The sequence below is a fragment of the Campylobacter concisus genome, from assembly GCF_902460705.1.
Classification (GTDB): Bacteria; Campylobacterota; Campylobacteria; order Campylobacterales; family Campylobacteraceae; genus Campylobacter_A; species Campylobacter_A concisus_Z.
In genome coordinates this window covers 160,264-176,058 of sequence record NZ_CABPUP010000003.1, presented here as the reverse complement: position 1 = coordinate 176,058, position 15,795 = coordinate 160,264, and the positions used below count along the sequence as shown (strand labels likewise).

The 15,795-nt window shown below is 40.1% G+C and carries 17 protein-coding genes; 10 read left to right on the top strand and 7 right to left on the bottom strand.

Translation table 11 applies throughout. The annotated features are described in order from the left end of the window. The first annotated feature begins 2 nt into the window (after window positions 1–2). Genes pstC through F3G75_RS05840 form a run of 3 tightly spaced genes read left to right on the top strand, consistent with a single transcriptional unit; the run spans window position 3 to window position 2,338 of the window. The gene (gene pstC / locus F3G75_RS05850; RefSeq protein ID WP_149716902.1) at window positions 3–860 is read left to right on the top strand and encodes a phosphate ABC transporter permease subunit PstC; all 858 of its coding nucleotides are present in this window, start codon (window positions 3–5) and stop codon (window positions 858–860) included. Next, complete coding sequence (locus F3G75_RS05845) at window positions 847–1,704, top strand: PstA family ABC transporter permease (RefSeq protein ID WP_149716901.1); 858 nt, start codon at window positions 847–849, stop codon at window positions 1,702–1,704. Before pstC ends, F3G75_RS05845 begins: the two co-directional genes overlap by 14 nt. Then, window positions 1,673–2,338, top strand: coding sequence for a phosphate ABC transporter ATP-binding protein (locus F3G75_RS05840; protein ID WP_149716900.1), 666 nt, complete (start codon window positions 1,673–1,675; stop codon window positions 2,336–2,338). The genes F3G75_RS05845 and F3G75_RS05840 overlap by 32 nt, the downstream gene beginning before the upstream one ends. A 26-nt stretch (window positions 2,339–2,364) precedes the next feature. On the opposite strand, the gene F3G75_RS05835 is transcribed toward F3G75_RS05840, so the two are convergent. From F3G75_RS05835 to F3G75_RS05820, 4 genes are read right to left on the bottom strand one after another with little or no spacing between them, the layout of a single operon-like run. Further along, window positions 2,365–3,237 (bottom strand): carbon-nitrogen hydrolase, encoded by an 873-nt coding sequence (locus tag F3G75_RS05835; RefSeq protein ID WP_103613923.1) that lies wholly within the window; start codon window positions 3,235–3,237, stop codon window positions 2,365–2,367. Window position 3,238: 1 nt separating this feature from the next. Beyond that, window positions 3,239–4,165: a cation diffusion facilitator family transporter gene (locus F3G75_RS05830; protein WP_103559229.1), complete on the bottom strand. Its 927-nt coding sequence runs from the start codon at window positions 4,163–4,165 to the stop codon at window positions 3,239–3,241. A gap of 2 nt (window positions 4,166–4,167) precedes the next feature. Further along, window positions 4,168–5,136: an agmatine deiminase family protein gene (locus tag F3G75_RS05825; RefSeq protein WP_149716899.1), complete on the bottom strand. Its 969-nt coding sequence runs from the start codon at window positions 5,134–5,136 to the stop codon at window positions 4,168–4,170. Beyond that, the gene (locus F3G75_RS05820; RefSeq protein WP_087579327.1) at window positions 5,133–5,378 is read right to left on the bottom strand and encodes a CBU_0592 family membrane protein; all 246 of its coding nucleotides are present in this window, start codon (window positions 5,376–5,378) and stop codon (window positions 5,133–5,135) included. Before F3G75_RS05820 ends, F3G75_RS05825 begins: the two co-directional genes overlap by 4 nt. Window positions 5,379–5,488: 110 nt before the next feature. Between F3G75_RS05820 and F3G75_RS05815 the strand changes: the two genes are divergently transcribed. From F3G75_RS05815 to F3G75_RS05800, 4 genes are all read left to right on the top strand, one after another. Further along, entirely contained in the window at window positions 5,489–6,142 is a 654-nt protein-coding gene (locus F3G75_RS05815) for an amino acid ABC transporter permease (RefSeq protein ID WP_149716898.1), read from the top strand. Next, on the top strand, window positions 6,129–6,797 hold the full coding sequence (locus F3G75_RS05810) for an amino acid ABC transporter permease (protein ID WP_149716897.1): 669 nt from the start codon (window positions 6,129–6,131) through the stop codon (window positions 6,795–6,797). The genes F3G75_RS05815 and F3G75_RS05810 overlap by 14 nt, the downstream gene beginning before the upstream one ends. Window position 6,798: 1 nt before the next feature. Continuing rightward, window positions 6,799–7,536 carry an amino acid ABC transporter ATP-binding protein gene (locus F3G75_RS05805; protein ID WP_021091230.1) on the top strand — a complete coding sequence of 246 codons (738 nt, stop codon included), beginning with the start codon at window positions 6,799–6,801 and terminating at the stop codon, window positions 7,534–7,536. A gap of 94 nt (window positions 7,537–7,630) precedes the next feature. After that, window positions 7,631–8,491 (top strand): cysteine ABC transporter substrate-binding protein, encoded by an 861-nt coding sequence (locus F3G75_RS05800; protein WP_149716896.1) that lies wholly within the window; start codon window positions 7,631–7,633, stop codon window positions 8,489–8,491. A gap of 430 nt (window positions 8,492–8,921) precedes the next feature. Here the strand turns inward: F3G75_RS05800 and F3G75_RS05795 are convergent, their stop codons facing one another. From F3G75_RS05795 to groES, 3 genes are all read right to left on the bottom strand, one after another. Continuing rightward, entirely contained in the window at window positions 8,922–10,289 is a 1,368-nt protein-coding gene (locus F3G75_RS05795) for a phosphomannomutase/phosphoglucomutase (protein ID WP_149716895.1), read from the bottom strand. A gap of 133 nt (window positions 10,290–10,422) precedes the next feature. Continuing rightward, window positions 10,423–12,057 (bottom strand): chaperonin GroEL, encoded by a 1,635-nt coding sequence (gene groL, locus F3G75_RS05790; RefSeq protein ID WP_149716894.1) that lies wholly within the window; start codon window positions 12,055–12,057, stop codon window positions 10,423–10,425. 17 nt (window positions 12,058–12,074) lie between these two features. Next, entirely contained in the window at window positions 12,075–12,335 is a 261-nt protein-coding gene (gene groES / locus F3G75_RS05785) for a co-chaperone GroES (RefSeq protein ID WP_021091238.1), read from the bottom strand. Between the two features lie 167 nt (window positions 12,336–12,502). Between groES and F3G75_RS05780 the strand changes: the two genes are divergently transcribed. From F3G75_RS05780 to F3G75_RS09310, 3 genes are read left to right on the top strand one after another with little or no spacing between them, the layout of a single operon-like run. Continuing rightward, complete coding sequence (locus F3G75_RS05780) at window positions 12,503–15,046, top strand: translocation/assembly module TamB domain-containing protein (RefSeq protein ID WP_149716893.1); 2,544 nt, start codon at window positions 12,503–12,505, stop codon at window positions 15,044–15,046. Further along, window positions 15,047–15,589 carry an MFS transporter gene (locus F3G75_RS05775; protein ID WP_188115396.1) on the top strand — a complete coding sequence of 181 codons (543 nt, stop codon included), beginning with the start codon at window positions 15,047–15,049 and terminating at the stop codon, window positions 15,587–15,589. It begins immediately after the preceding gene. Beyond that, window positions 15,576–15,731 (top strand): hypothetical protein, encoded by a 156-nt coding sequence (locus F3G75_RS09310; protein WP_188115395.1) that lies wholly within the window; start codon window positions 15,576–15,578, stop codon window positions 15,729–15,731. The genes F3G75_RS05775 and F3G75_RS09310 overlap by 14 nt, the downstream gene beginning before the upstream one ends. Window positions 15,732–15,795: the final 64 nt, after the last annotated feature.

Below are 15,795 nucleotides of genomic sequence, written 5' to 3'. Positions count from 1 at the left end.
CAATGACAGGGCAAATTTTTAGAGGCGGAGTATATGTTTTTACACTTTTATCCGCCATGCTTTTGCTTTTACTCGTGGGGTTTTTACTACTAAATTCCACGAGTTTTTTTACAGAAGTAAGTCTCTTTGACTTCTTACTAAATGGCGACTGGGACGTTAGCACGGAGCCATTTAGCTTTGGGCTGTTTAATATCCTAGTCGCAAATTTCGCAGTTGCGTTTTTAGCTTGTATATTTTCATTTTTCATCTCGCTTGGAGTTACCATTTTTATATGCTTTTTTGCGAACGCCTGGCTTAGGTACGTGCTGGACTGGATGATAAGAATTTTAGCTGGTATACCCTCGATCATCTACGGATTTTTCGCACTTTACACGGTTGTAAAAATTTTAGAGTCAGGGTTAAAAATGTCCGCTGGAGAGTCAGTTCTAGCAGCAAGTCTGATCCTTAGCGTAATGATACTGCCATTTTTTACATCACACCTGCTTCAAAGTGTCGAGCTGCTAAAGCAAAATTTCAAAATAAACTCAGACGCTCTTGGCGTAAGCACTGGATATTTTATACGTAAGGTCATTTTAAGAAAATCGATAAAAGCTAGTATCTCAGGCTTTATACTCGCATTTTCAAGGGCAGCTGGCGAGACTATGGCTGTGATGATGGTCATAGGCAACACCCCGCTTTTTCCGCACCTGCTCTCAAAAGCTCAAACTATACCATCACTAATAGCCCTTGAAATGGGCATGAGCGAGGCTGGCAGCTTGCACTATCACGCTCTTATTGCAAGCGGATTTGTCCTGCTTGTTTTTATATTTATGCTAAATATTTTTATCTTTAAATTTGAGAAAAATAATGAACGCTTTTAAAGATCATCTAGTTAAATTTTATGCTTATCTTTGCGTATTTATAGTGGTTGCGGTGATATTTTGGATATTTTATTTCATCTTTGCAAATGGCATCTCTCAGATAAATTTAGACTTTCTAACCAAAAACCCGCAAGGTTTAAATTTAGGTGAGAGCGGCGGCATAAGAAACGCGATTGTGGGGTCATTTTTGCTGATGACGCTCTCGATGATATTTTCAGCACTTCTTGGCGTTAGCTGCGCCATTTATAGGCAAATTTACTGCGCCTCTAGCACGATAAAGCTTGGGCTTAAATTTATCATCCAAACGATGGCTTCGATACCTTCTATCTTGCTTGGAATGTTTGTTTATGGACTTTTTATCGTTAGCCTTGATATCCCAAAAAGCCTGCTAACAGCTAGCATTACGCTTGCTTTGATGGTCTTTCCATTTGTTGAAGTAAGCGTTGAAAAGGTGATCTCGCAGATCGATGAAAAGATGTTAAGAGATAGCTTCGCACTTGGCGTTGATAAAAATTTTATGGCTAGAAAACTGGTTTTGCCAACTATTAGAAAAAATATCATATCGATCTTGATACTTGCTGGCAGCTACGCCATAGGGGCAACTGCGCCGCTACTTTTAACTGGAGTCGTCTTCATGGCAAAGGCAGAAGGCCTGCTCTCGCCAGTCATGGCACTTCCTTTTCACCTGCACATGCTCCTAAGCCAGTCAGTCGCAACGCAAAATGCCTATGCCACGGCACTTGTACTTATTTTTATATTGATCATTTTGCACCTGCTTTCAGCCGTAGTTTTATTTGATATAGGAGAGAAAATTGCCAGATATTTTAAACATAAAAGATCTTAGTATTTTTTATCAAGATAATGAAATTTTAAAAGATCTAAATTTAAACGTCGCCCAAAATGAGATCATCTGCCTAATGGGCAGCTCAGGATGTGGCAAATCGACATTTCTTTCAGCGCTAAATGGCTTTTTGGAGCAAAAAGGCGGCAGATATAGCGGAGAGATCCTATTTAAAGGCGAAAATATCAAAAATAAGGGCGAAATTTGGCTAAGACGAAAGCTAGCCATACTCTTTCAAGACGCCACGCTCTTTCCTTTTAGCGTTGAGAGAAATTTGACCTATGCGATGGAATTTTACGAGGGCAGCATAAAAGATAAGCAAAAAAGAGTAGAAGAACTGCTTAAAAGCGTAAATTTACTGGGCGAAATAAACGACCTAGATATGCCAGCTAGCAAGCTCTCTGGCGGTCAAAAGCAAAGACTTTGCATCGCAAGGATGCTAACTACAAAGCCTGAAGTGCTCATGCTTGATGAGCCTTGCTCATCGCTTGATATGAAAAATGTCTTGATTATAGAGGAGCTTTTAAAAAGCTTGTCACAAAGATACACCATCATCATCACCACGCATAACGAAGAGCAGGCAAAAAGGCTTGGCGGTAGGATAGTTCGCATAGTGGATAAGAAATTTACATTTTAAAAGAGCTAGAAATTCTAGCTCTAAATTTAGTCGATAAATCTTTTTGTGATATTTGCGTAGGCATCGATCCTGCGGTCTCTTAAAAATGGCCAAATTCTGCGCACTTCTTCGCTTCTTTTCATATCTATTTCAACGATCTTGCAAAGCTCATCTGTGCTATTTGCACGGAAAAGTTGCTCGCCTTGTGGGCCAAAGACAAAGCTATTTCCCCAAAACTTAATCCCATCCATCACGCCGCTATCATCTTTTTCAAAGCCCACACGATTTACTGCAACAACTGGCAGGCCGTTTGCCACGCTGTGACCTCTTTGCACCGCCACCCACGCTTCAAGCTGTCTTGACTTTTCATCATCACTATCGCCCTCAAACCAGCCAATAGCAGTTGGATAGATGAGAATTTTCGCCCCTTTTAGTGCCATTAGCCTTGCAGCCTCTGGGTACCACTGATCCCAGCAGACCAAAACACCAAGCTTACCAAGGCTAGTTTCAATAGGCTCAAAGCCTATATCGCCAGGCGTGAAGTAAAATTTCTCGTAAAATCCAGGGTCATCAGGGATGTGCATTTTTCTGTATTTGCCAGCCACGCTGCCGTCACGCTCAAAGACAAAGGCGGTGTTGTGATAAAGTCCGTCAGCCCTCTTTTCAAAAAGCGAAGTGACCAAAACCACGCCATTTTCTTTTGCAACCCTGCCCCAAAAAGCGACATCTTCTTGCCACTCGTTTGCATGATCAAAGAAATTTGTATCCTCGCTTTGGCAAAAGTATTGCGTCTGGTGAAGCTCTTGACAGACGACTAGATCGGCACCGCCTTTTTTTGCCTCAGCTATTAGCTCAAGCGTCTTTGCGATAGTCGCCTCTTTTGTCCCTTTAAATTCTTGTTGAAGTAGTGCTACTTTCATCTCATTTCCCTTCTTTGTCATTGTATGGGTCTAAATGCGTGGTTATCTGCCACGAATAATCCCTAAATTTCTCTCTTATCTCAGCTTCAAGCGAGTCAGCTACTTCGTGCGCGTCGTAAAGCGAGATATCTTTGTCAAAAACTAAATGCAGCGTTAAAAATATGGTATTTGTGCTCTGCCTTGTGTTTAGGTAGTGAAAGTCTGAAATCCTCTGCTTTGCCTTTATCATCTTGATGATCTCCTCTGTGACCTCAGGGCTTGCTGCGTGATCTAGCAAGACACCAAAGGCGTCTTTGCCAAGACTTATAGCGCTTTGAGCGATGTAGCCACTTATCACGATACCAAAGATCGCATCTATCATCACAAAGCCGCTAAATTTAATGATAAGTAGTGAGATGATGACTGCAAGGTTGCTAAAAAGGTCGATCTTATAGTGCAGCGCGTCTGCTTTTATGATAAGGTTTCCGCTTTTTTTAGAAATTTGGTTTAAAAATAGCACCAAACATAACGTCACAACTACCGAAAAAACCATCACACCAAGGCTTAAGCCAAGGTCTATCTCTAAATTTGGCTCACTAAATTTTTTAATACTCTCATAAAATATATATCCAGCAGCCACCACGATGATGACGCACTCAAATAGCGCCGCCAAGGCCTCTAACTTTGTATAGCCAAAGTTAAATCTCTCATCAGCTTGCTTTCTTGACTTTCTAAGCGCAAATAAATTTAAAAGTGAGACTATAAAATCAAGCATCGAGTCAATCGCCGAGCCAAGCACAGCGACCGAGCCGCTAAAAAGCCCAGCTGTAAATTTCACAAGTGCGAGCAAAAAGGCGCAAGCTCCGGCTGCGATAACTGCCTTATTTTCGCCCTGCGTGCACTCCTGCTTATTTATGCGGTTAAACTCATAATCAAACGGACTTGACAAGGCTAAGCCCTTTTGTATCTATTTTGGCTTGAGCAGTGAAGCGAGCCATTTTGACGCACAAAAACTAGCGAATTTACACCGATGATCTTTCTATCTGGCAGCGCCTTGGCTAGTAAATTTAGCACCTTTTCATCGTTTTCGTCGTTATATGTTGGCACGATCAAGGCACCATTTATAAAGATGAAATTTGCATAGGTGCAGCCAAGCCTTTTGCGCTCATAAAATTTAGGCTTAGGAAGCGGCAGAGCAAACAGCTTAAAGCCAGTTTTTTTAAGCTCATCCTCCATCTTTTTAAGCTCATCAAAGTGCTCATCACTCTTGTCTTCGCAAGATGCGTAAGCTATCGTATCAGGCGTGATAAAACGCGCTAAAGTGTCGATGTGACTATCTGTATCATCGCCTCTTATAAAGCCATTTTCAAGCCAGATGATACGTTTTAAGCCAAATAAATTTTTTAGTTTTTCTTCGATCTGCTCTTTGCTAAGTGCTTTGTTTCTATTTTCATTTAGTAAGCATTTTGAGGTGGTTAAAAGCACGCCATCTCCGTTAAATTCAACACTCCCACCCTCTAGTATCATATCAACTGGCTCAAGCTTAGTCTTGTAAATTTTAGCTAGCTCCAAATTTAGGGCATCATCTTTTGAGCTCTTAAATTTACCACCCCAAGCGTTAAATTTAAAGTCGTAACTCTTTACGCCAGAGCCATCGCAAACGTCGATCATACCGTAGTCTCTGATCCAAGTATCATCAGTCTCAAGTTTAACAAACTCAACATTTTTAAATTTCTTAAATCTAGCAAAATTTGCCTCATCTGGGCAAATGAGTACTACCTTCTGATAGGGCGTAATAGCAGCCACAAGCTCCTCATAACTAGCTAAAATTTCCTCCAAATAAGGTGCCCAGTCGCTCTTACTATGTGGCAGCGATAAAAACAAAAGCTCCTGCTCTTCCCACTCTGCGTAAGCTCTCACGCTCTCTCCTTATAAATTTTATAAATTCCATAAATCGTAATGAATATCCAAAAGACCTCTATCAAAAATGAACCGAGGTTAAAGTGCACAAAAAGCGAGATGATAAGTAACACCGCACCTACTAAATTTATTATCTGATAGGCTAGATCGCGGCTATTTAGGCGGCCGATCTGAAGTAAAAAGTAGCCCATCACGATGCAAATCATCCCTAAAAAGCCAATGATCTGAAAAAGATCGATCAAATTTTATCCTTTTTGCAAGCTTAAATTTAAAGCAAGATCATATCTAATTAGTTTTAAATTTATGATTATAAGATAAAATAACTCCATTTTTCAGATTGGATTAAAGTTTTATGGATTTTGAGTTTATTGAGAAATTTTATCCGCTTTATGTTAAGGCCGGAGTGCTTACCTGTGAGATCGCCTTTTTAGGGATCGTTTTTTCTATTTTGATCGGTATTTTTTGTATGGCCGTGAAATTTTACAAGCTAAAATTTCTATCAAAAGTGATTGACTGCTACGTCGAACTCTCAAGAAATACGCCACTTCTTATACAGCTTTTCTTTTTATACTACGGCTTGCCAAAGCTTGGAGTGTCGATGAGCGGCTTTACCTGTGCGGTTGCGGGACTTAGCTTTCTTGGTGGTAGTTATATGAGTGAGAGCTTTAGACTTGGTTTTGAGGCGGTTAGAAAGTCGCAGATAGAAGCAGGACTTAGCATCGCACTTAGTAAAAATCAGCTCCTAAGATATGTTATCTTGCCTCAAGCATTTAGTGTAGCGGTGCCAAGCATTAGTGCAAATATTATCTTTTTACTAAAAGAGACAAGTATCGTTAGTATCGTAGCTCTTGCTGATCTAGTTTACGTCGCAAAGGATCTCATTGGGCTTTATTACAAAACAGACGAAGCGCTTTTTATGCTAGTAATTAGCTATCTCATCATCATCTTGCCAGTCTCGCTGGTGCTTAGCTATGTCGAAAAAAGGGTGAGAAATGCAAGGAGTTAGTATATTATTTGATACACAAAATTTACTAAGGCTCTTTGAAGGTCTAGTCATTAGCACAGAAATTTCATTTATCTCTATTTTTATCTCTATAATCGGCGGCTTAGTGCTTGGCGTGCTTATGAGCATGAAAAACAAATTTATCTATTTTATTTTAAAAATTTGCCTAGAAATCGTTCGCATAATGCCTCAGATCGTTTGGCTATTTTTATTTTATTTTGGTGTCAGTAAGGCGTTTGATATTCACATTTCAGCATTTACAGCCTCACTCATCGTCTTTAGCTTGTGGGGAATTTTTGAAATGATGGACATCGTGCGTGGCGCAATAACATCAATACCAAAACATCAATTTGAATCAGCCGCATCGCTTGGACTTAGTAAATTTCAAATTTACTCTCACGTCATTATCCCACTTGCCACAAGAAGGCTAGTGCCTGGAGCTGTAAATTTACTAAGCCGTATGATAAAAACAACCTCTATCGTCGTACTAATCGGCGTTGTAGAGGTGGTCAAAGTCGGTCAGCAGATCATCGAGCAAAATGTATTTACAAATCCTATGGCGCCATTTTGGATATACACGCTCATATTCTTTTTATATTTTGCGATCTGCTATCCAGTCTCAAAACTATCAAAAAAACTAGAAGAAAAATGGAGCTAAAATGAGCGAAAACATATTAGAACTTAAAAAAATAAATAAATTTTATGGAGAGCTTCACGCTTTAAAGGATATAAATTTAGAGGTTAAAAGTGGCGAAGTAGTCGTGCTCCTTGGACCATCAGGCTGTGGCAAGAGCACAACTCTTAGGTGCATAAACGGCCTTGAGAGTATCGCAAGCGGCGAGATTATCATAGATGGCGAAGTGATAGACGCTAAATTTAATGATTGGCAAAGGATCCGCCAAAAGGTCGGCATGGTCTTTCAAAGCTACGAGCTATTTGATCATATGAACGTCATAGATAACGTCCTTCTTGGGCCTTTAAAGGTGCAAAAAAGAGATAGAGCTGAGGCTGAAAAAACGGCTGATATGTGGTTAAGCAAGGTTGGGCTGCTTGATAAGAAATTTGCCTATCCAAAGGAGCTAAGTGGCGGTCAAAAACAGCGCATAGCAATAGTAAGAAGCCTTTGTTTAAACCCTGAGATCATGCTATTTGATGAGGTTACGGCAGCACTTGATCCAGAGATCGTTAGAGAAGTGCTTGATGTGATACTAAATTTAGCCAAAGATGGAATGACGATGCTAATAGTCACTCACGAGATGAGCTTTGCAAGGGCGGTTGCAAATAAGATCGTATTTATGGACGCTGGAGCGATCGTGGAGATCAGCGAACCAGAGGAATTTTTTACCAACCCAAAGAGCGATCGCGCGAAGAAATTTCTAAATTTATTCTCGTTTTAGAAAAAATAAGAGATAATTTGCCGTTTTTTCAAAATGCGTTTAGAGCGAAAATTTAACGCTCTTATTTATTTAACTTTTTTTACAAGGAGAAAGAGTGAGAAAATTAAAATTTTTCTTATTAGCATTAATCGCTACCGTCTTTCTAACGGGTTGTGGTAATGACAAAGGTGCCGACACGGCAAAAGCTGCTTCAAACGAAGCTGATGCGATCGCAAAGATCAAAGAGCGCGGATATGTAAGAATTGGCGTTTTCAGCGACAAACCACCATTTGGCTATGTCGATAAAGACGGCAAAAACCAAGGCTATGATATTTACTTTGCAAAACGTATCGCAAAAGACCTACTAGGCGATGAGAGCAAGATAAAATTTGAGCTAGTTGAGGCTGCTGGTAGAGTTGAAGTTTTAGTAGCTGATAAAGTAGATATCACGCTTGCAAATTTTACAAAAACACCTGAGCGTGCACAAGTTGTTGATTTTGCCCTTCCATACATGAAGGTTTCGCTTGGCATCGTAAGCCCTGAAGGTGCAGTGATAAAGAGCATCGATGAGCTAAAAGATAAAACCTTGATCGTCAATAAAGGCACAACCGCGGACGCATTTTTTACGAAAAATTATCCTGATATCAAGCTTTTAAAGTATGATCAAAACACCGAAACTTTCGCGGCTTTGGTTGATAAAAGGGGTGCTGCTCTAGCGCATGATAACGCCCTACTTTTTGCCTGGGCGAAAGAGACTCCAGGCTTTGTTGTAGGCGTTGAAGCACTTGGTGACGTGGATGTGATAGCTCCAGCTGTCAAAAAGGGCAACAAAGTATTACTTGAGTGGCTAAATAACGAGATCATCGAGCTTGGAAAAGAAAATTTCTTCCACAAAGACTATGACGCAACACTAAAACCGATCTATGGCGATAGCGTAAATCCTGAATCACTTGTCGTTGAAGGCGGCAAACTCTAAAATTTAATGGCGTAAATTTTTACGCCATCTCTCTTTTTTTTAAATTTAACAAATACGTTTGTAAAAATTTTTACCAGTAGATTACATTGCATAAAATCCATAAAGGGCGGATATCTTACATACCTGAGTAGCAAGCTAGTAGACGAGCCTTACAATAATAAGCTATTTTATAAAAAGAATACCGGCATTAGATAGACTACTTGCGGATTTAAATTGCATTATCCACATGAAAGTTCAAAAAAGCTAAGGCGCATGTTTTTGATAAATTTAAAGACAGGTACTTGTTATAAGCTTCTAGATGGTATGTATGCAAAGTTTCCAAAAAAATCCACGAAAGCTAGGCGAGAAAGATACAACTTAGTTTTTAAATATTTAAATAAAATTCTAAAAGGCATTTTAGAGTAAATTTAGCCCAAAATGCCTTTGCAAGCTACATTAAGCTCTTTAGTAGATTTGTTACTTTTTGCTCGATCTCTTCTAAAAATTCCTTGCTCTTTGCCTCAAATCTAGTAACAATAACTGGCGTTGTATTTGACGCGCGTACCAGCGCCCAGCCATTTTCAAACTGAATTCTTATGCCATCAATGTCGATGATATTTTTTATCTTTGGTAGATCGCAACTCTCGTTTTTCACGCACTCTTTTAACTTAGCAACTATCTTAAATTTAGCCTCATCAGTCGTCTTTACCTTGATCTCATCGGTGCTAAAGACAAGTGGCATCTTATCAAGCTCGCCATCAAGGTCAAAGCCCTTGTGAACTAGCTCAAGCACCCTCATCATCGCGTAAAGCGCATCGTCAAAGCCAAAATAGCGCTCTTTAAAAAAGATATGACCGCTCACTTCGGCTGCTAGATCTACGTTTAACTCTTTCATCATTTTTTTGATGTTGCTATGCCCAGTCTTGCCCATGAAAACTTCGCCGATCTTGGCGATCTCATCATACATATTTTGCGAGCATTTTACCTCACCAAGCACCTTTGGATGTTTCATATTTAGTGCATAAAGATAGGCTAGTTCATCGCCTTTTATATCTCTTTTTGGCGTTATAACCGCAATCCTGTCGCCATCTCCGTCAAAGCCAAATCCAAGGTTAAATTCCTTCTTTTTAATGAGTGAAAACAGCTCTTTTAAATTCTCTTTTTCGCTTGGGTCTGGGTGGTGATTTGGGAAATTTCCGTCTGGATCTTCATATAAAATTTTTGCATTTAGCCCAAGAGCCTTAACGATCGGCACCAAGCTCACGCCAACAGCACCGTTTGCGCAGTCGATAACAAAAGGCTTTTTGAAATTTTTAAGCTCGCTAAATTCTTTTACAAAAAACTCGACATATTTTTCTAAGATATTAAATTTCTCACAGCTCTCATCGTCTGCGATCTCTAAATTTGAGGCGATTATTTCATTAACTTTATCTTTTAAAATTTGCAGATCTTTGCCAAAGAAACTATCTTTTTTAATGGTGATCTTAAAGCCGTTGTACTCTTTTGGGTTGTGAGAGCCAGTGATCATGATATTTGCGTCGAAATAATCAGTATAAACGCTAAAGTAGCCAACAGGAGTTGGAAGTAAGCCGATGCTATAAATTTTAAAGCCACCAGCCTTGTTTAGGCCACTTAGCAGATACCTAAAAAGCGTGCTAGCACTTAGCCTTGCGTCAAAGCCAACGCTTAAAGTTTTTACGCCAAATTCATTAAATTTCTTACCCAAAGCAAGCCCTATAGCCTTGACGCTATCTTCTGTCAAGTCTTTCTCAAAAATGCCGCGGATGTCGTATTCTCTAAAAATTTCATCATATTTCATTGTAAATTCTCCCTAAAAGAAAGCAAAATGATACAAGAATAAATTTAAAAAGGAGTAAATAATTTTATAAATTTAGTGAGGTTAAAGTTTAAATATAAATTCGAGCTAGAAGGCTCTAGCTCGAAAAGGGCTGCTACATCATGCCACCCATACCACCCATTCCGCCCATGTCAGGCATTGCAGACATTGCTTTTTCTTCTTTTATCTCGCTGATAGTTGCCTCAGTTGTTAGTAGCAAGCTAGCCACGCTAACAGCGTTTTGTAGCGCGACTCTCTCAACTTTAACTGGGTCGATGATACCAGCTTCAAACATATTTACATATTCGCCAGTTGCAGCATTAAAGCCAAAATTTGCATCTTTGCTTGTCTCAACTGCATTTGCTACTACGCCTGCGTCAAAGCCAGCGTTTTCAGCGATTTGGCGAAGTGGAGCACGAAGCGCTCTTCTAACGATCTCAGCGCCGATTGCCTCATCACCTTGTAAATTTAAATTTACACTCTTTGAAGCAAGGATAAGAGCTGAACCGCCACCTACTACGATACCCTCTTCAACAGCTGCACGAGTAGCGCTTAGAGCATCATCAACGCGGTCTTTTTTCTCTTTCATCTCAGTTTCAGTCGCAGCACCTACTTTAATAACTGCCACGCCGCCACTTAGTTTTGCAAGGCGCTCTTGAAGTTTTTCTTTGTCATAGTCGCTTGTAGTCTCAGCGATTTGCGCTTTGATCTGAGTTATTCTAGCGTCTATCGCTGACTTCTCGCCTGCGCCATTTACGATAGTTGTGTTATCTTTGTCGATAACTACGCTTGAAGCTTGACCAAGGTCGTTTATAGTAGCGCTTTCTAGTGTTCTGCCTAGCTCTTCGCTGATAACTTCGCCACCTGTTAAAATAGCGATATCTTCAAGCATCGCTTTTCTTCTGTCGCCAAAGCCAGGAGCTTTTACAGCCGAGATGTTTAGCACGCCACGAAGTTTATTTACAACAAGCGTTGCAAGTGCCTCACCCTCGATATCTTCAGCGATGATTAGAAGTGGTTTGCCACTCTTTTGTACTTGCTCAAGCACCGGAAGTAGATCTTTTAAATTTGTGATCTTCTTGTCAAATAACAATATAAATGGATTGCTTAGCTCAACTTGCATCTTTTCAGGGTTTGTGATGAAGTATGGGCTTAGATATCCGCGATCAAACTGCATACCCTCAACAACGCTTAGCTCGTCTTGGATAGACTTTGCCTCTTCTACTGTTATGACGCCATCTTTACCGACTTTTTCCATCGCATCAGCGATAAGTTTGCCGATGCTCTCGTCTGAGTTTGCAGAGATAGTAGCGATCTGAGCGATCTCCTTTGAGCCAGAGACTTTTTTAGAGATATTTTTTAGTGCATCTATAAGCGCTGCTACTTCTTTATCCATGCCGCGTTTTACTTCGATAGGATTTGCGCCAGCAGTTACGTTTCTAAGACCCTCTTTAAATATCGCGTGAGCTAGCACGGTTGCTGTTGTAGTGCCGTCACCTGCTTGGTCATTCGTCTTACTTGCCACTTCTCTAACTAGGCTTGCACCCATGTTTTCGATAGTATCTTTTAGCTCAACCTCTTTAGCCACGCTAACGCCATCTTTTGTGATGTTTGGAGCGCCAAAGCTCTTTTGGATAAGGACATTTCTGCCTCTTGGTCCCATTGTCACTTTCACAGCGTCATTTAGTTTTTTCACGCCCTCATATAGGCGATTTCTTGCATCATCAGAGTAAAAAATTTCTTTTGCCATTGTTTTTCCTTTTTAAATTATTTAATCACACCTAAAACATCGTCTATGTTTAAAACAAGATATGTTTTATCATCTAAATTTATCTCAGTGCCACCGTATTTTGCAAATACAACTTTATCACCAACTTTTACGCCCTCTACTTCAGCACCAACCGCTTTTACCTCACCGCTTAAAGGTTTTTCTTTTGCGTTATCAGGTATAATAATGCCTGAAGCTGTGGTCTTTGTCTCTTCTACACGTTCGACTAGAACACGCTTGCCTAATGGTTGAAAATTCATTGTTCATCCTTTTAGTTTAATTGTCTTTTTTAGCACTCTTTATTTTTGAGTGATGAGATCCTAGCATTTTTTTCTAAAAAAGTCAATAATTTATACTAAAATTTATTAAAACTTTAGTCACTTACACTAAAGTTTCGTGATGTATAAAACTAATATAAAGGAATTTTATGAAAAAAGTAGCTTACATAGTTAGCGCGCTTGTGCTCATAATAGCTTGCATCTTTGGTTTTATATTTAGCCCATTTGGGAGTAAATTTATCGCTGGCAAGATCGAAAAAGAGGCACTCGCTCGTGGTATTGATGTTAAATTTAAAGATTTTAGCCTAGGATTTAGCACGCTAAATTTAGAAGCAACCGTGATGAATGCCATAAATTTAAAGGCAAATGGCTACCTCTCCTTGTTTACTCAAAGCATGAATTTAAACATAGATATGAACGCTGACAAGGCAAAGGCTAGCGAGCTTGGGTTAAAAAAAGATATCGCGCCTAAAGCAAACGTCGCTGGTAAATTTAGCGACTTTAAGCTAGTGGCAACTGGCATGGTGCTTGGCTCAAATATAAATTTAAACGTAAATTTAAAAGACTACCTGCCAAAGGCTCTAAATCTTGACGCTAAAAATATCGAGCTTTCTGAGATCTCAGCCCTTGCGCAAAAGCCAAATTTAGCTAGTGGCAAGCTCGATCTAACGAGCAATATGCAAGGGGTTGATGATAAAAATGAGCCCATCATTAATGCTCAAATTTTAGCAAGTGATGGCGTAATAAATAAAGAAATTCTTAAAAACGAATTTGGGCTAAATTTGGCAAAAGATATAAGCTTTAAAGGCGGCATAAATGCTAAATTTGCAAATGAAAAAGTAGTGGCAAAAACCCTTATCATTGCGCCTGAAGCCACTTTAAAAGCAAATGAGACGACTTATGATCTAAGTAGCAAAAATTTAAAGAGCGACTTTTTGCTAAACGTTCCTGATCTTGCCCTTCTTGGTAAGCTTTTAGGCGAGCAACTAAGTGGCGCCGTTGACGCAAATGGTGAAATTACGATGCAAGAAAATACTCTTAAAAACCTAAAGGCTGGCATAAACGGCCTTGGCGGCAAAATAAATGCAAATTTTGATAGTAAAAATTTAGTCATAAATGCAGCAAATATCAAGCTAAAAGAGCTTCTAGCGCTTGCCTTGCAGCCTAGCTACGCAGACGGGCAGATAAATTTAAACGCAAATTTTAGCGGCTTTGACGAGCTAAAAAAACTTGCAGGAGAGGCTAAATTTGAGATAAAAAATGGCATTATAAACAAAGATTTTGCAAAGCTTAAAAATGCGGCTAAATTTGAGCTAAAAGGCGTCGCTATCGCAAAAGGTGAGCTTGTAAATTTTGACGCAAATATGCTTAGCGACCTTGGCGAGCTAAAGGATGTCAAGGGCGTTTATGACCTAAAAAACAGCCAAATTTTTAGCAAATTTGCCCTGCTCATTAGCGACCCTGAGAAATTTAAAGCAGTTAGCGGCTTTGAGGTTGGCTCAAAAATGGCGCTTGAGGGCGATATAAAGGTCAAAGAGAGCAAGATAGATGAGCTAAATTTGGGCGGCGATGCCTTTGCTGGCAAGCTAAACGCCACCATAAAAAATGAAAATCTCGATCTTAGCCTAAAAGAGGCGCAGCTAGGAGAGATCTTGTCGCTTAGCGGCAACGATAGGCTGGCAAACGCTAAGGCAAATGTCCAGGCAAAGGGGCAAAATATCTTTAGCAAAAGCCCAAGTATCGCCGCAACGATCACTCTAAATGAAGGCAAATTTAACGCCGCAGCGCTTAGTAAAATGCTTGATAAAAAATTCCCAGAAAACGAGAAATTTAGCTCAAATTTGAGTCTAAACTACAAAGGCGACATAGCAAAATTTAGTGGGGACTTTCTTAGCTCGCTAGCTGATATAAAGGGCATAGATGGCAGCTTTGACGTGAGCAAAAGCACGCTAAGCTTAAAGCTTCAAGCGGTAGTTTCAGAGCTAAATAAGCTTGCATTTTTAGCTGGCCGCGAGCTTCACGGTAAATTTGCAGCCCTCGTAACGGCAGAGGGCAAATTGGATGACCTAAGTGTAAAAGCCACTTCAGATGATCTATTTAGGGGCAAGTTAGAGGCGAACTACAAAGGCGGCACGCTTGATGCGGTGCTAAAAAACTTTGAGGTAAAGGGGCTAACGCAGACCCTAGCTCTTGATCATCTCTATGATGGCAACGGCGATGCTAAATTTGACTACGAGACAAAGCAAAAGCTCGGCAAATTTGACATCTTGCTAAAAGAGGGTCACCTAGCCAGCACAAATCTCACAAACAATATAAAAACCTTCACCGGCAAGGACATCACAAAAGAAATTTACAAAGACGGCAAAATTTACGGCGATATAAAGGGCGACAATGTCATTTTTAACGTAAATTTAAGCTCGCCAAAGAGCGATATAAAGGTTACAGGCGGCACTTATAACACCGCTACAAAAATGCTTAATGCACCGCTTTTTTGCAGGCTTGAAAAGACCGATCTAAACGTGCAGATATCAGGCACGACAGATAATCTAAAATACGACGTCAGATCGCAATATCTTGAAAATAAGGTCAAAAAAGAGATAGGTAGATTTTTAGATAAAAAGCTGGGCAAAGATGATGAAGGCGCAAACGGCGAAAAGCAAAATTTAAAGAGGCTTTTAAAAGGGCTATTTTAGATGAAAAAGGCGGAAAATTTAAAGTATCTAATGGGGCTTGGGCACTTTTGTAGCGACATAAACCAAAGTGCCCTTGGCGCGATGCTGCCATTTTTCATCGCAAGCTACCACTACGACTACGCCACAGCCGCCTCGCTCGTGACCGCCACAAATTTAGCAAGCTCGCTCATCCAATCGCTGATCGGCCGCTTAAGCGACAAAAAAGAGCTGCCATACGTCATCCCGCTTGGGCTACTACTTGCTGGCGAGAGCATGAGCCTAACTGGCTTTGTTACAAACTACTACCTCATCTTGGTCTGCGTGATGATAAGCGGTATCGGCGCCGCGCTCTTTCACCCAAGTACTGCAAGGATCGTAAACTACGCCTCAAACACCAAAAATAGAGCCAAAAGCATAAGTATATTTTCATTTGGTGGCAATGTCGGATTTGCAGTTGGGCCCATTTTAGTCGCCATTTTTGTGGGAAATTTTGGCCTAAAAGGGATGCTAGTCTTTATAGCCAAATCAAATCGGCCTAGCCTCCGGCGTAATGCTTGGCCTTAGTATCACAATCGGCGACATATTCGCAACAGTCATCGGCAAGATCGCTGACATCTTTAGCCTTATACACTCATTTTACTTTATCGCAGTAGTATCGCTTATATGCGCGGTTTCTAGCTACTTTTTAAGGCCAGTCACGAGATAAATAAATACCAAATTAAAATAAATTAACCTGATTTAAAATATTTAAATATTTTTTAGACTAATTA

Bases quoted from the DNA above. Each gene is read 5' to 3' on its own strand.
- F3G75_RS05815 (WP_149716898.1), top strand. From the start codon at position 5,489: ATGGATTTTGAGTTTATTGAGAAATTTTATCCGCTTTATGTTAAGGCC.
- F3G75_RS05780 (WP_149716893.1), top strand. From the start codon at position 12,503: ATGAAAAAAGTAGCTTACATAGTTAGCGCGCTTGTGCTCATAATAGCT.
- F3G75_RS05845 (WP_149716901.1), top strand. From the start codon at position 847: ATGAACGCTTTTAAAGATCATCTAGTTAAATTTTATGCTTATCTTTGC.
- F3G75_RS05810 (WP_149716897.1), top strand. From the start codon at position 6,129: ATGCAAGGAGTTAGTATATTATTTGATACACAAAATTTACTAAGGCTC.
- F3G75_RS05805 (WP_021091230.1), top strand. From the start codon at position 6,799: ATGAGCGAAAACATATTAGAACTTAAAAAAATAAATAAATTTTATGGA.
- F3G75_RS09310 (WP_188115395.1), top strand. From the start codon at position 15,576: ATGCTTGGCCTTAGTATCACAATCGGCGACATATTCGCAACAGTCATC.
- groES (WP_021091238.1), bottom strand. From the start codon at position 12,335: ATGAATTTTCAACCATTAGGCAAGCGTGTTCTAGTCGAACGTGTAGAA.
- groL (WP_149716894.1), bottom strand. From the start codon at position 12,057: ATGGCAAAAGAAATTTTTTACTCTGATGATGCAAGAAATCGCCTATAT.
- F3G75_RS05835 (WP_103613923.1), bottom strand. From the start codon at position 3,237: ATGAAAGTAGCACTACTTCAACAAGAATTTAAAGGGACAAAAGAGGCG.
- F3G75_RS05795 (WP_149716895.1), bottom strand. From the start codon at position 10,289: ATGAAATATGATGAAATTTTTAGAGAATACGACATCCGCGGCATTTTT.
- F3G75_RS05775 (WP_188115396.1), top strand. From the start codon at position 15,047: ATGAAAAAGGCGGAAAATTTAAAGTATCTAATGGGGCTTGGGCACTTT.
- pstC (WP_149716902.1), top strand. From the start codon at position 3: ATGACAGGGCAAATTTTTAGAGGCGGAGTATATGTTTTTACACTTTTA.